Source organism: Subsaximicrobium wynnwilliamsii (assembly GCF_007997225.1).
Taxonomy (GTDB): Bacteria; Bacteroidota; Bacteroidia; order Flavobacteriales; family Flavobacteriaceae; genus Psychroserpens; species Psychroserpens wynnwilliamsii.
Map to the genome: position 1 here is coordinate 240460 of NZ_VORM01000003.1, position 13566 is coordinate 254025.

General features: G+C 39.1%; 8 protein-coding genes. 2 read left to right on the top strand and 6 right to left on the bottom strand.

All coding sequences use genetic code 11. The annotated features are described in order from the left end of the window. Window positions 1-128 precede the first annotated feature (128 nt). From ESY88_RS03990 to ESY88_RS04000, 3 genes are all read right to left on the bottom strand, one after another. Window positions 129-560 (bottom strand): FKBP-type peptidyl-prolyl cis-trans isomerase, encoded by a 432-nt coding sequence (locus ESY88_RS03990; protein WP_147084720.1) that lies wholly within the window; start codon window positions 558-560, stop codon window positions 129-131. A gap of 199 nt (window positions 561-759) precedes the next feature. Then, window positions 760-1626, bottom strand: a complete 867-nt coding sequence (locus tag ESY88_RS03995) for a hypothetical protein (protein ID WP_147084721.1) — start codon at window positions 1624-1626, stop codon at window positions 760-762. 116 nt (window positions 1627-1742) lie between these two features. Next, entirely contained in the window at window positions 1743-2657 is a 915-nt protein-coding gene (locus tag ESY88_RS04000; RefSeq protein WP_147084722.1) for a hypothetical protein, read from the bottom strand. 302 nt (window positions 2658-2959) lie between these two features. Between ESY88_RS04000 and ESY88_RS04005 the strand changes: the two genes are divergently transcribed. Next, a complete protein-coding gene (locus tag ESY88_RS04005; RefSeq protein WP_147084723.1) occupies window positions 2960-4573 on the top strand; it encodes a T9SS type A sorting domain-containing protein in 1614 nt (537 codons plus the stop codon). 433 nt (window positions 4574-5006) lie between these two features. After that, window positions 5007-5522 (top strand): DUF3124 domain-containing protein, encoded by a 516-nt coding sequence (locus tag ESY88_RS04010; RefSeq protein ID WP_147084724.1) that lies wholly within the window; start codon window positions 5007-5009, stop codon window positions 5520-5522. A gap of 594 nt (window positions 5523-6116) precedes the next feature. Here the strand turns inward: ESY88_RS04010 and ESY88_RS04015 are convergent. From ESY88_RS04015 to ESY88_RS04025, 3 genes are all read right to left on the bottom strand, one after another. Then, complete coding sequence (locus ESY88_RS04015; protein WP_147084725.1) at window positions 6117-7541, bottom strand: hypothetical protein; 1425 nt, start codon at window positions 7539-7541, stop codon at window positions 6117-6119. Between the two features lie 689 nt (window positions 7542-8230). Further along, window positions 8231-8629, bottom strand: a complete 399-nt coding sequence (locus tag ESY88_RS04020) for a response regulator (RefSeq protein ID WP_147084726.1) — start codon at window positions 8627-8629, stop codon at window positions 8231-8233. A gap of 12 nt (window positions 8630-8641) precedes the next feature. Then, a complete protein-coding gene (locus ESY88_RS04025; protein ID WP_189702513.1) occupies window positions 8642-13549 on the bottom strand; it encodes a PAS domain S-box protein in 4908 nt (1635 codons plus the stop codon). Between the last annotated feature and the right edge of the window lie 17 nt (window positions 13550-13566).

A 13566-nucleotide genomic window follows, 5' to 3' on the forward strand; every position in this document is an offset into this window, starting at 1 on the left:
GCCACTCTAGAAGCGGAAACACCCCTTGCCTCAAACCGCTAGGCAACAGAACAAATCAGCTTTGACTTAATCCCATAAAAAAACCTGTGAATTTAAATCCACAGGTTTTTCAATAAAGTATGATTTGTTTATTTGATCTCGACCAATTCCAAATCAAATACCAATTCTTGTCCTGCAAGGGGATGGTTACCATCAACGATGATGTGATCTTCATTGACCTCTGCAATTCTAAATTGGTGCTCATTACCTTGAGCATCTTTAGAAACCAAGCCTAAGCCGACTTCTGGTTTTACTTCTTCCGGTAATTGTTGTTTTTCAACTTTGTGGAATAATTCTTTATTAACCTCGCCATAAGCTTCAGTCATTGGGATTTCCACTGTTTTTTTGTCGTTCACTTTCATATCGATGACCGCATTTTCAAAACCAGGGATCAACATGCCTTCGCCCAATGTGAACTCTAATGGCTCACGATCTTGGGAACTGTCAAAGACTTGTCCGTTTTCTTTTATTTTTCCTGTGTAATGTACTTTTACGGTATCTTTCTCTTTTACTTGACTCATAAATTCTTTATTTTCATTAATTTATGATACAAAACTATCATTTATAAGACGGTTCAAAGAATGGAACGGGATGTTTCCGTTGGATTTAAGAAAAACTTAACGACTTTGGGCGGCAATGGGGCATTGAAAAAAACAAAACCTGCATTTGTGCTCTTTTGAGAGCTACTAATGCAGGTTTGAGATAATAAAAATTAAGTACTTACAATTTAACTATGCCAATGTGAAATAAGTCAGCTGTCAAAGTAGTTCCACCATTATCAACACTATACCTTATTTCTATTTCGTCATTAGCGGCAAATTGATATTGAAATACTCCTGCTTTTCCAAAGTATTCATTTCCTGATCCAGGCGTCGACGAAAACCCGCTAGCGAGTGTACCTATTTCTACTGAATTATTAAAAACAGCCAATTTATATTTCCTCGTACCACCTCTTAAGTTTTGCACAGACCAACTTACATTTATTAGATAGCTTCCAGATTGGAGCACCCTAATTTTCCCGTCAGATACCACAGTAAAATAATCGGAATCCCTTTCTTGGACTTGGCTAGCTGTACCTCCTAAAGGCACATTTACAAAAGTACCATTACCTATTAAATTTGGTCCGCCTGATTTGTAAAGCGTCAATATTTTAGAAGACTCTTTTTCACAAAGACTTTGCCATTTATTAAATGGAGCGCCCTTGTACTGAAAAAGACAGCTTTCAGTGGTATTATACACCAAGGACCCTACCGTTTGGGGAAGCATATCCATTTGAGCAGTAATAACGCTCGGTGGTATAACTGGTGCAGTGGTACTGGCTGCTCGGCTCCAAATTGGCGATGCAGGTGTACCTGTGTTCATTTCAACAGCACTAGTATTTGTATTATAGATTACAAGACCAGTGGCGGGGGAAGCAATAGTGCCTCTCTGCGCTGTAGTCAGTCTAGGAAGCAATAATCCAGAATTCGTGCTTTCCAAATGTAAAATACTGGATGCATCTGGAGTTGGTATACCTATACCTATTTGAGCCGAAGAGGTTGTTATAAATATTAAAAAAATTCCGATTAGGGATAATAATGACTTCATAATAATTTAGTTTCATTTATGATTTAGGTAATAACGCTAATCAATGTTAAAAAATCAAAGCTGACAGGCTTGTCCAAAGACAGCAAATACAGATTTGGGGCAACTCTAATATTTATTTATAGCTTAATTATACCGATATGCATCTCATCGCCAGTTAAATCAGTAGTTCCACCTGACTGACCTGTTTGATTAGTATTATCAATATAATATTGAACATTTATAATGGCATTAGCAGCAAACTCATATTGAAACGCTCCCGAAACTCCAAATTCATCAGTTACTGTTGAAGCACCAGGGATTACTGCAAAACCTCTGTTCATATACCCTCGTCTTGTAGAGCCTTCAAAAACAGCAAGAATGTATTTTCTTGTACCACTTTTAAGGTTTGCTATCCCCCAACTTGCATTGATTAAATAATTACCTGCTTTGAGCACTTTGATTCGTCCTTTAACAAGGGGGTCTACCTCATAATAATCTTCATCAATTTCTTGAACATCCCCCGTTCCTAGGGGAAAATTGTGAAAATCACTATCACCATCTATAATTCCAGGAGAAGCGCTGTAAAGCGTCACAATTTTTGAAGACTCCGCCTCACAAAGGCTTTGCCACGTATTGAAAGGTGCTCCTTTATATTGAAAGAGACAACTTTCTGTTGTATTATAGATCAAAGACCCAGGAGTTGATGGAAGTGCGATCATTTGAGTAGTTGTATAACTAGGCGCGAGCACGGGGCCAGTTGTTGTGCTAGTTGTTAAGAGGCTCCAATTTGGTGCAGCAGACGTACCAATATTAATCTCAACTGCACTAGTAGTTGTATTGTAGATAGTAAGACCATTGGCAGGACCTGGTCCTATTGTAAAGATATCATCCCGCTCGGCAGTGGTCAATCTAGGAAGAAGCAATCCGGAATTGGTGCTTTCAAGATGCAGTATAGTGGATGCATCTGGCGTTTCTATCCCAATCCCCACTTGGGCAAAGGCGGCTGTTGTGCTTAATAAAATAACACTGAATAAGGCTAATATTGACTTCATAAATTTTGATTTTTTTATACAGCACGAAATAAGGTAAAAAATTGTTTAAAATCAAATTTGAACAAAGCTAATTATAGAAAATGCGCAGTTGGCTAAGGTGCAATAGGATTTTGACAGCGAGATACACTAGGCTCTTTATTTGAAATCAAGAACTCATAGAAAATTTTGCAAGTCATAACTTAGACTAAGAAATTAAAACACTTTAGTTAGATATGCGATTCCGCAAAATTAGCTTCCTATTAATTTGAATAATTAGAATTTATAGTGTTTTTTTGTGTGACTACTTTCAAAACCCTTTTTAAATGAAAAAACTTTATAGTTTCCTTTTGTTCACTGCGCTTTGCTTCACAGCCAACGCCCAGTTATCAAAAACAATGACGGTCAGCGGAGGCACATCAGTTTCCATCGCAACAGGCACTACAGTCACTGCGGATAACGTGAACCTTAAATCCACCTCTGATAAATTCTCCAGCTTGATGTTAGATGGGGATTTGTTAAAGGACGATGCGGTTACACCTACGGTTGTTAATTACGATCGCTATGTCAATGTTGTTGGTTCTGCGAGTAATAACGGTGGCAACGATTTGATTTCTTTGCCGGTAAAGACTGCTGATGCTACCTTTGGGGATTTATTGACTTACAGTGCAGATGGCGGCACGACTCCCAATTCAAGCATCATTGTAAATAATCCAGATCCTTCATTTGATACAGTTTATGCCTTTGGTCCTTACAGTAATTCCGCAGGAGCCTACATCAATTATGATGAAATAATAGATGGCACTGTGTTACTTGAAAGAGGAATGGGATACAGAGCTGCGACCAATAACGGAGAAACGATAAGATTTACAGGAACGGTATCTAAGGCTGATGAAACTGTTGCAATTACCACTACTTTTACTGGTGCCGATTATAATTACTGGAACACCGTAGGCAATCCCTATCCTACATACATCAATGCTCAAGTTTTTTACTCAGAGAATAAGGATCAATTAGATGTTGATGCACAGGCCATATACGCCTACAATAGTGGCACTGGCTCAGTTTCAGGTTTCGGAACCTTTGGCAATTTCACCATTATAAATGACCTTACCAATGAAACCGTAAACATAGCGCCAGGCCAAGGTTTCTTAGTTGCTGTCGATCGCGATGCTATTGGCAATGAAATCGTTTTCACACAAGCTATGAGAGTGTTTTCTGGAACAGATGATTTTATCTTAGGCCGAAGTGACAACCAAAGCCAAAAATTACGCTTAAAGGCGGAACAAGGATCTACAAATTTTGCTACAGAGATCTATTTTAACGACAATGCCACTTTGGGCCTAGATCCCGGTTATGATGCAGGAACCTTTAATGGCATCTCATCCAACTTTATGATTTACTCTCATTTGGTGGAAGGTAACACTGGCCGAAATATGGCGATTCAAAGCCTTGCGTCTACAGATATGAATGACGTTATTATCCCATTGGGTTTAAAAACCGCACAGGGTCAACAGGTCACAATCAGTATTGAAAACTCCACATTGCCTGCGGAGACGCAAGTGTATTTAGAAGACAACCAAAGCAATACGTTTACATTATTAAACAGCGGAGATTATACCTTTACAGCCAACACCGCAATTTCTGGGACTGGACGCTTTTTCTTAAGAATGGGAACAGCTACCCTATCTACTCCCGTAACAGAAGCGAATGCCTTAAAATTATTCACAACCGAACAAACGCTTTTTATCAAAGGGCAGCTTTTGGCAGAAACACAAGTGTCTGTTTATGATATTCAAGGACGTTTGGTCTTGACCTCCATTTTAGCGCAAGGCTCAGACTCAAACAACATCGATGCTTCTGGCTTAAATACCGGTATTTACATAGTTAAGTTAAATAACGAAAAGCAAGAACTGACTAAAAAAGTGATCATTAAATAAGTTATTGCTCATCCTGAATTTATTAAGCCGTCTCTTATCTAAATGGGACGGTTTTTTTTATTTTTACTTGTTTTGAGCTGTGCTGGAAGTTCCATCTAATATTAGACGCTGTATTGATTATTTATTACTATAAAATATGCTCAATCAGTCCTACTATTTTTTATTCTGATTTATCTTTAAGGTGCATCAGCTTTGCAGAGCTTCGATAGAGGATTCTGCATCCCGTTTTAAAGCGTTCAAGTTTCAAAAGCATCAATTCCGCAATTGGATGTTTGAGCACAAAGCCTTCCGTTTGATATTAGGCATAGACACTTGCTTGGCGCGGTTCGATCTTCAGATTAAAACTATTGAAGCCAGCCGCTTCCAAAATGATGCATAAATCTTTGCTATATGTGTTTGCAGCGTTCATTCAACTTTTGATACAAGCATTACCATGAAACACCCAATCCTATATCTTGGTCTTTTTTTCTTGCTTTTCTTGGCATGTGAAAAAACAAACCCCGACGAGAAACGAGCGGTAATCTCTGATGAGCATCATTTGCCACAACGCACTGTGGAGACAGACAGCGCATTTATAACCAAAAAAGTGTACGTGCCTGTGTATTCAAACATCTACCAACGCACTAGAAATGACAGAACCTCTTTGACCTCTACCCTGAGCATTCATAACACCAGCGAGACCGACACCTTGTATATTAGTCGCATTGATTATTTCAATACCGAAGGTAAACTGGTACGTAAATACATAGAGGAAACCATTTTTCTCAGTACGTTTGAGACCTTGGAATATGTAGTTGACGAGGGCGATGAAACGGGTGGATCTGGTGCCAATTTTGTAATTGAATGGTATGGCGACAAAAAGCTGAATCCGCTCTTTCAGGCGGTAATGATAGGTGGTTTGGGAAATAAATCGTTTTCATTCACCACGGAAGGCGTTTATTTTGAATGACCATTGAAGGCAATGCGTCTCAAACAGCACTGAAAATTTAGTGCTGTGATTTTAGGCTTTCCGAATCAGGTCTCTCTAATTTCAACTCTTCAAGCCTTAGTTCTAAAAACATCTACGAATACCCTAATAATCAATCGGAAACAAGCCGTTGGTCATAAAGAGCTATCCCGCAGATTTCGCAGATTGACGCAGATGAAATCATCCGTTTTTTATGCTGAATTGATCCTGACGCCAATTAGCCCATTTTTGGTATTGGGTAATTTTCCGCCGAAGCATTGCATTTTAGACAGGAACTTAAAATCGCAGTACTCTTCAATAACAGCCAGCCGTAAATTAGCTAACCAAACAATCACTGAAAAATTAAAGCCCTAAAAAGGGCTTTGAAGAATCTTTGGGTTTCTATCGTTATGGGCTTGTGTAAGGGTTGGCAGTACTGGCAATAGCTTTTAAGTTTGCTGCGTCTAAATTCAATTCCACTTAAATGCACTTGATGTTGTTTCGTGCCAAGGATAGTTCCACATTCAAAACATTATCGATTTGATATGCCAAATCCATTTCAGTTCGATAGAGTTCCATCATAACCGCTACATTACTTTAGTCGGTTACTCTAAATTGTAACTCGCTTACTGTAATTTCATTATCTGTAGAACCATTACTTCTGGCAATATAAACCTCGATAGCGTCATCGGTTTCTAGATCTACTTCCGTGTTTAAAATAATTTGAAACGACTGATTGTTTGCCGTAGAAGCCATAGAAGCTACAGGACCAGTAAGTGTCATTTCGTTATTTTTACGAATTCCTATGGAATATTGAGAATTGTTTTCATTAGCCTTTGCACTTATTACAACCGAAATTTTCGCTGTTATAGGCTCTTTATCAGTGTACGTTATTTTACCAGTGTTATTTCCTGTAAATCGCTTTTGACTAACAACCTCCGTAGCCCCTTCAATTTTAGTGAAAAAATTCTGTGTAGGCAATAATGTAGGAGCTGTATTCCCATTAAAGTAAATAAAACTATAGGCCCTTGAATCGGGTATGTTGGTGTTTTGTTTCATGCTCCATCCTGGAGAATATGAGTCTATACCAGACAAAGGTGTTGTCACATCTCTGAACATATTTGTAGTCATTCGCCCTCTATCCACTGCAGCACCCGCATTTACCTTTATACCTGTTTGTCCTGCATAAATAAAGTAATTGTTTGCCATATCAATATCATTAGCGGTGAGTCCTGCTAAAAATTCTACACCAGCACCGCTGCTAATACCCACAATAAAATTATAAGAAGACGTGAATTTACCCACGTTGCCAGTGACTTTTACACCATCTGTGACGTTCCAATAGTTTTGGATAATGGTAATCGCATTGAATCCTGAAATCTGCCCAACACTACCCCCAATTACAGAACAACCAGAAAAAATATTACAAAAGTTTGCTGCAGTACCCGAAAAATCATAGGCTGAACCAGCAGTAGGAATTACGGTGAAATTCTGCATAAATATATTGGTGGCTGTACTTCTAAGAACACCCCCACTAGCCGATGACATGACACCATCCTTTTGTGGATCGGTACCCCTAAGGCCCGCGCCATTCATTATGATGTGATTGGAACCAATATCAACCATACCAGAAAAAACATACATTTTGGTGGCGTCTAATGTGATAGCGCCAGCAGCAGGAGTTGGTAGGTCGTCAACGGAGTAAACAGTCACAAGGTTAGATCTGTTAGCGTTAGCACTTTTTTGGGATAAAAAAGAGTTCCAAACCCCATCGATGTAAATATCTAAGGTTTTGTTGGTGGTATTATAAACCTGTAATCCTTCTGCGGGCTCTAAGATGCCATCCCTTTCTGTATCGGTCATCCTAGGAATAAGCAGTCCAGCTGAAGTGGATTGCATATCCAGAATAGATGAATCATCTGGAGTTTCAGTTCCTATACCTACTTGTGATATTGCGATGCTGCTTGTTAGCAAACACATCAATAAGAAAATGCCTGTTGTTTTAAAATAGTTATGTGTCATGAGTTAGTGTATTTGATTTATGTTTTAAACTGTTTTATAAGTCGTCTTAACATTTATTTTGCTGGGATAGGTTCATTCTTGTCCTGCTACCTAAAGGAAATTGCCAGCACTTAGGGTGTCGGTTTTTTTTCTAAATCGAGAGCTTTAGAAGTAAAACCTAGGCCAACTGATAAAACGATGAGATCAAGATGTTTCATGATATTAATGCTTTGAGATCATTCCATTGAGTGCCATTAGGATTCTAATAGGCGTTGTCGCAAGGAGTCTGTTTTGAATTACTTGGCAAATATAAGCTTATTAACCAATTAAATATGCATTTGAACGATTATATTTGCTTTGTAAGGTTTATTTTACTTACGAACGAAAACAGGCTTTTTTTGGGGACTGCAAGTCCGACTCGGTATTAAAGCAACATAATGCCTAAGGCCTTGAATAGATTTATAGACATCCAATGTCCATCTTCTTGAGATTGAGCAATTATGTTCAGCCTATAGGAGTGACATGAGTTTATCACTTAGCGCTAAGCACAGCTCTTTTGAATAAGCATAACTATTTGTTGAAACGATTTGCATTGGCAGCACTATTGATGCAGATTCATACTGCCTGCCATATCGGGTGTTCTTGGAGTGTGTTAACTTTAATGTCGTGATGATGTGCATGGAAAGAAGATCGTGGCAATTCGTTTTCCATTAGCCAAATAGTTCAACAAGCTTAGCTTTGTTGAGCGGCTTTTCTATAAAATCCAAAACAAGCGGATTTGCTTTTGCGAGGTTGATGTCGTTTAGGTCCACAGAGGAGGAGAGGATATAAATGTTGTATTGCGCTTTTATGGAGGCATCGAAACGATCAAACGCCGCTAGAAACTCCCATCCAGATAGTGTAGGCATGTTGATATCGAGAAAAAGTATTGTTTTCTCATCTGAAGGATGTTGGTTTGGTGCAGATCCTATAAAGCCCAATCCATCTTCGGGAATGCTGAAGTCTTTAACCTGCGCGCCTTCAAATGATTTTTTAAGCACCATTTTTGTGAGGTAATTGTTTAGTGGGTCATCGTCAACAAGGAGGAAGCGTTTTGTTGTTTGTGTCATTTTTTTTCAGAATTAAATTTCGAACTCTATTGTAAATTCTGTCCCTTGGTTGGGTTCGCTTGCAACAGTTATTTTTCCACCGAGTGATTCTACTTGTTTTTTTACCATGAAGAGCCCCATGCCTTTGCCTTCAACATGTGAATGGAAGCGATTGTATAGTCCGAAAATTTTATCGGCTTTGGTTTTCAGGTCAATGCCTAAGCCGTTGTCCTTAAATGTAAGGATTATTTTTCCATTTTCCTTTTTACTTTTTATTTCGATGCGTGGTTGCTCGTTTGGTTTGCTGTATTTAATGCTGTTGCTTATCAGGTTATAGAAGATACTGTATATGTAAACCTTGAGTGAGTAGATTTCGTCCACTGCTGAAAAGTCGCGATTGATAATTACGCGATGTTTGTAAATGAGATTGCCAATACTAAGCATGATATCGTTTACAAGTTTTGAAAAGATGATGACTTCTTTTTTCTCGTGTACTTCGCGTTCAACCTGTAAGATGATGTTGATATCCTTAATGATGGTATCGAGTCCTTTTACAGATGCTGAAAGTCCTTGCAGAAGTTCTTTTTGCTCCTGTGAGCTAATGCTGTCATCCTGTAAAATATCTGCGAAACCTATAATGTTGGCCGTTGGGGCACGAAGGTTGTGTGATACCATATAAGAAAACTGCTCCAGATCACTATTGCGCTGAACAATATCAGAAATCATTTTAACGCGTTCGCGCTCTGCTTTCTTTTCTTTCGTCAAATCTCTTAAGATACCGTATAAGTAAAGCGGATTGCCCTGATCGTCAAACTCAAACTTCCATTCGGATGATGCGTATCCTTTGGCACCATTTTTTCTTATAAATCTAAACTGAATCAATGAATCTTCGTACAAAGAGTAAGCCTCGTCCATACTGCTAACAACCTTGGGCCTGTCATCGGGGTGGACAAATGACAGGAAGGCTTCACGAGAGGGCGGTACTCCTGAGTTTATCCCTAAAATCCTATAAAATTCATCAGACCAACTTTGTTCATCGGTTACCATATCTACTTCATAACTACCCACATGGGCAATATACTGCGCTACATTCAATTTCGCTTCGCTCCTTATGACTTTATCTGCTGCTTTTTTACTTGCCGTGATATCTTGGCACGTACCAGTTGCAATCTTAGGAGAGCCCTTTTCGTCTCTGGAAACAGACCAAATTTCTTCTACCCATTTTTCGATGCCTTGCACCGTAATAATCCGATGTTCTATTGTACTAGACCCGCTTTTGTGGAGTGAATCAGCAAAGGCTGCATCTACTTTCTCCCTGTCTTCAGGATGAATAAAATTGAGGAAAGCTGAATGGGACGCTTCAAACTTTTCAGGATTAGATCCAAAGATCCGATGCGTTTCATTGGACCAATTTACTTGAAAGGTCTGCAAGTTTGTTTCCCAACTACCTACTTTAGCTACTGACTGTGCTGTAACCAGACGTATGCGTTCTATCTCTAATTCAGAAGCAAGTTTACGGTGCTTCTGCTCACTTTCCATAAGCATCTTATCAGCCATCAGTTTCTCTGTAATATCTGAGACCATCCATAAGGAGCCCTTGTAAATATTGGCATCGTCAAAAATAGGATTGGAGGATATTTGGGTCCAGATAAGCCTGCCATCTTTTGTTAAAAATGATGCTTTATAGGTTTCACTAATGCCTCGTTTTCTTCTTTTAAGAGCAACGTTGGCGGTCTGTAAATCAGCTTCGTCTTTAAAAAAGAAATTTGTTTTGCCCAGCATTTCATCACGTGGATAGCCAATAATCTCACACATTTTCTGATTCACAAAAGTGGTTTCACTGTTTTCATCCAACATCCATATGCCCTCCTGCGCGGTTTCTACAATCTGACGGTACCTGAACTCACTATCTCTAACTTTTATCCCGGCATTTTTACGTTCCGTAATGTCCTGAAAACTACCATGTATCTTAATACATTTCCCGTCTAAAAAATCTGCTTGGCCAATTGTACGTACCCATTTCTCGTTTCCTTTAAAAGTAATGATCTGTAACTCTTCATCCCATGGCGTGCCATGTTTTATACAGTCCTTTACTTTTTGCTCAATGGTAACTCTATGAATACCTTCCTTAAAATAACTGATGCCTTCACCTAAGAGCGGCACATAATCTTTATCTACTTCACGTATTTCCTTAGTAATGTCTGACCAATAAACAGTTTCCGTTACAACATCAATTTCCCAGCTGCCAACTGCCGCAAGCCTATTCGATTTTTCTAAAAGGTCTTCTAAATGTTTCTTCTCGGTAATATCTGAAACCATTCCCAATGACCCTTTAAAATTCCCCAGATCATCAAAAATAGGATTGGCTGATACCTTTGTGAGCACGTGTTTGCCATGTTTAGAAATAAAGTTGAATTCTAGATTTTCTGATATTCCCCTTTTTCTTCGCTCCAAAGCAAGCACAGCTTTTTCCTTTCCATCGGCATCCATATAAAAGGAATGCTCTTTGCCTATCAATTCCTCCTCAGTGTATTCAAGGATCTCACACATCTTTTTATTCACAAACGTTGTCCTGCTGTGTTCATCAATCAGCCAAATGCCTTCCTGTGCGGTTTCAACAATCTGCCGGTACTGTTTCTCGCTTTTTTCTGTTTCTTTACGGGATAGTATTTGTTCAGTGATGTCATTGATAAAAAAGAAAACGCCTTCTATGTCTCCCTTGCCATTTTTATAGGCCTGGTAGACGAAGTCGATATAGAAATCTGTCATTACACCGTTTCCTTCTGTATCTACCTTGACCAACATCTCATTGCCAGTATACGATTCGCCGGTCTGGTACACATGATCTAGCATACTCACAAATCCTTGTTCAATCACTTCTGGTAGCACTTCTGCCACTGTTTTTCCAACAATATCTTTTTTGCCGGTCAAGTGTAAATAAAGTGGATTGGCCATTTCAAAAACATGATTGGGGCCTTTCAACATGCCAATAGCCGATGGGGCTTTAGAAAACATTTCAAAGAATTGATCTCTTTCAGTTTCCACTGCTTTTTCCAAACTTTTTCTCTCGGTTACATCGAAATTTGTTCCTATCATTCGTAAAGGTTTCCCATTGTCATCCTTTTCTACGATAGCATCTCCTTTAATATAACGAATAGATTTATCTGGCCAGACAATTCTGAATTCAGAATCAAATTTAGCATCGCCGCTTAATGCGATTTGAACCTTTTCATTTTCTTCGACAATATCATCAGGATGAATCATGGCTTCCCATGCTTCATTTGCACTACAAAATTCATCTTCTGCCACTCCAAAAATTTGGTACATGATTTTATCCCAAATAAAATGATTGTTTACTACGTCCCATTCCCAAATTCCCATTTTTACCGAAGTGGTCGCCAAGGCCATCCTTTCGTTTAATTTAGCTATAGCTTGTTCAGCTTCTTTCTCCTTTGTTATATCTGTTTGAATAGAAAAAAAGCCGTCAAGTTTACCGGTAGATTCAAACTCCGGCTGGCATTGTATACGGGTCCAGTATTTATTGCCTGTTTTTGTATAATTAATGATCTCACAGTTAAAAGCCTGCCTGTTGAGAATTTTATTGTGCATATAATCAACAACTACCGGATCAGTTTCCGGTCCTTGTAAAAAAGAACCCGGTTTTTCCCCAATAATTTCGTTAAGCTCAAATTCTGTCATCCGGGTAAAAGCATCGTTTACCCACTGAATTTCACCTTTTGCATCGGTAATTACTACGGCATTGCTGGTTTTTCTGGCAACAAGTGATAGCTTGGTTATTTCTTCCTCTGCACGTTTTCTTTCACTTAAATCCCGAACTATCATTGAAGTTCTTTCTTCGCCATTAGCATTTTTATAAACTACAGAAGTAAACTCACCTGGAAACGTCTCCCCGTTTTTACGAATTGTTGTAACCTCAGCTTTTACCGCACCTGTACGCTGGCGTTCTTCAAGAGCGGCAGCCAACCTAGGGTCTTTGGTATCCACTAAACCAAATCTGCCTGCTTCGCAAATTTCTTTCTCACTCATGCCAAACATAGTACAAGCAGCAGGATTTGCCGCGAGTATTTTTCCATCAGTTACGGTAAGAAGTATGGCATCCAAACTGTTCTCAAAAAGGGAATGATATTTCTCCTCGCTGTCGTATATAATTTGTTCTGCCTTTTTTCTGTCGGTTATATCATAGACTATCTTAGCGGCACCAATAACTTTTCCGTTGTGGTCTTTAATCGGAGAGATCGTGAGCGAAACATCCACTCTTACTCCATTTTTTGTAAGCCTTACGGTTTCAAAATGCTGTACAGATTCTCCTCTTTTTAGGCTTTCCATAAATTCCGCTTCTACTGGCAAACAGTCCGGCGGAATGATTATAGCAATGTTTTTGCCAATGGTTTCTGCTGCTGAATACCCCAAAAGCTCTTCAGCGCCAGTGTTCCAACTGGTAATTATGCCATCCAATGTTTTGCTTATGATGCCATCATTGGAAGCATTAACGATAGCAGCGAGATGTGCCTGGTCATAAATCATGCGCTCACGCTCTTGTTCCATGCTAAATTTCTCCATGGCATTCAATACGGCCTGTGGCAGGCGATGCAAGCGGTCTTTAAGGATATAATCATCAGCCCCGGCTTTCATTATTTCTACAGCATGTTCGTCAGAAACAGTTGCAGTAACCAGTATGATAGGAATCTTTAGTCCTTGTCGCTTGATCATCTTTATGGCTTCTAATGAATCAAAGGAAGGAAGCGTGTGGTCGGAAATGATGATGTCTGGAGCAAATGCTTTGAGTGCCTGTTCAAAGGCTGTTTTATTGGCAACTACCAAGGTCTCAAATTGAATGTTTCCTTTTTTCAATTCTCTCTCTACCAATTCAGCATCGGTAGGTGTGTCTTCGAGGTGGAGTATTTTTAATTTTGTTTTCAATTTGGGGGGTTTTAGTT

Bases quoted from the DNA above. Each gene is read 5' to 3' on its own strand.
- ESY88_RS03990 (WP_147084720.1), bottom strand. From the start codon at position 560: ATGAGTCAAGTAAAAGAGAAAGATACCGTAAAAGTACATTACACAGGA.
- ESY88_RS03995 (WP_147084721.1), bottom strand. From the start codon at position 1,626: ATGAAGTCATTATTATCCCTAATCGGAATTTTTTTAATATTTATAACA.
- ESY88_RS04000 (WP_147084722.1), bottom strand. From the start codon at position 2,657: ATGAAGTCAATATTAGCCTTATTCAGTGTTATTTTATTAAGCACAACA.
- ESY88_RS04005 (WP_147084723.1), top strand. From the start codon at position 2,960: ATGAAAAAACTTTATAGTTTCCTTTTGTTCACTGCGCTTTGCTTCACA.
- ESY88_RS04010 (WP_147084724.1), top strand. From the start codon at position 5,007: ATGAAACACCCAATCCTATATCTTGGTCTTTTTTTCTTGCTTTTCTTG.
- ESY88_RS04015 (WP_147084725.1), bottom strand. From the start codon at position 7,541: ATGACACATAACTATTTTAAAACAACAGGCATTTTCTTATTGATGTGT.
- ESY88_RS04020 (WP_147084726.1), bottom strand. From the start codon at position 8,629: ATGACACAAACAACAAAACGCTTCCTCCTTGTTGACGATGACCCACTA.